This window comes from Streptococcus sp. GMD4S (genome assembly GCF_000296955.1).
On the sequence record NZ_AJRE01000197.1, the window covers coordinates 1 to 1,713 of the forward strand.

The window sequence follows — 1,713 nt, forward strand, 5'->3', positions numbered from 1 at the left end:
GGGAAATGCTTCCATTTTGACTACATTATTTGAATAGAGAGGAAAAAGAAATGAAAAAATGGCAAACATGTCTCCTTGGAGTAGGCTCAATCTGTTGTTTGGCAGCCTGTTCGGCTAAAAACATGTCAGACGAGTCTACTATGAAGGAGCAATCCAAAACAGAACAAGTTAGTTCACAAACTGCGACTAAAGGTCAGGAAGTCGCTGATTTTGAATTGACAGGTGTAGATGGCAAGACCTATCGTTTATCTGATTACAAGGGCAAGAAAGTTTATCTCAAATTCTGGGCTTCTTGGTGTTCCATCTGTCTAGCCAGCCTTCCAGATACGGACGAAATCGCTAAGGATGCTGGTGATGACTATGTAGTTTTGACAGTGGTCTCTCCTGGTCATAAGGGGGAGCAATCTGAAGCGGACTTTAAGAATTGGTACAAGGGCTTGGATTATAAAAATTTTCCAGTTCTAATTGATCCATCAGGCAAACTTTTGGAAAGTTATGGTGTCCGTTCCTACCCGACTCAAGCCTTTATAGACAAGGAAGGCAAGCTGGTCAAAACACAACCAGGTTTTATGGATAAGGATATGATTTTAAAAGAATTGAAAGAAATGGGGTAGAGAAAGGCTATGAATGATAAAGTAAAACTTTTTGTCTTGGCAGGGGTTATTCTCCTAGCCATAACCGGTTTCTATTTTCTATTGATGCGAAATGCAGGGCAGACAGATAGCTCGCAAATTGAGAAAGCATCCGTTAGCCAAGGAGGAAAAACAGTGAAAAAAACAGAAATTAGTAAAGACGCAGACTTGCACGAAATTTATCTAGCTGGAGGTTGTTTCTGGGGAGTGGAGGAATACTTCTCACGCGTGCCTGGAGTGACAGATGCCGTTTCAGGCTATGCGAACGGTAGAGGGGAAACAACCAAGTACGAATTGATCAATCAAACAGGACATGCGGAGACTGTCCATGTCACCTATGATGCTAATCAAATTTCCCTCAAGGAAATCCTGCTTCATTACTTCCGCATCATTAATCCAACCAGCAAAAATAAACAAGGAAATGATGTGGGGACCCAGTATCGTACTGGCGTTTATTACACAGATGAAAAGGATTTGGAGGTAATCAACCAAGTCTTTGATGAGGTGGCTAAGAAATACGACCAACCTCTGGCAGTTGAAAAGGAAAACTCGAAGAATTTTGTGGTGGCGGAGGATTATCACCAAGACTACCTCAAGAAAAATCCAAATGGCTACTGTCATATCAATGTTAATCAGGCTGCCTACCCTGTCATCGATGCCAGTAAATATCCTAAACCAAGCGATGAAGAATTGAAAAAGACCTTGTCACCTGAGGAGTATGCAGTTACCCAGAAAAATCAAACAGAACGAGCTTTTTCAAACCGCTATTGGGATAAATTTGAATCCGGTATCTATGTGGATGTGGCAACTGGTGAACCCCTCTTTTCATCAAAGGACAAGTTTGAGTCTGGTTGTGGCTGGCCTAGTTTCACCCAACCAATCAGCCCAGATGTTGCTACCTACAAGGAAGATAAGTCTTACAATATGACACGCATGGAAGTGCGGAGCCGAGTTGGAGATTCTCACCTTGGCCATGTTTTTACGGATGGACCACAGGACAAGGGTGGCTTACGCTACTGTATCAATAGTCTCTCTATCCGCTTTATTCCCAAAGACCAAATGGCAGAAAAAGGCTATGCCT

The 1,713-nt window shown here is 42.4% G+C and carries 2 protein-coding genes; both read left to right on the plus strand.

Annotated features, from left to right (window positions below; translation table 11 throughout):
- Positions 1–50: 50 nt before the first annotated feature.
- The gene (locus GMD4S_RS08580) at positions 51–614 is read left to right on the plus strand and encodes a redoxin family protein (RefSeq protein ID WP_000759256.1); all 564 of its coding nucleotides are present in this window, start codon (positions 51–53) and stop codon (positions 612–614) included.
- Positions 615–623: 9 nt separating this feature from the next.
- Positions 624–1,713: peptide-methionine (R)-S-oxide reductase MsrB (gene msrB, locus GMD4S_RS08585; RefSeq protein WP_000998579.1), on the plus strand; the 1,090-nt coding region annotated here is incomplete at its 3' end.

Coding starts and splice junctions, on each gene's coding strand:
- GMD4S_RS08580 (WP_000759256.1), top strand. CDS start 51: ATGAAAAAATGGCAAACATGTCTCCTTGGAGTAGGCTCAATCTGTTGT.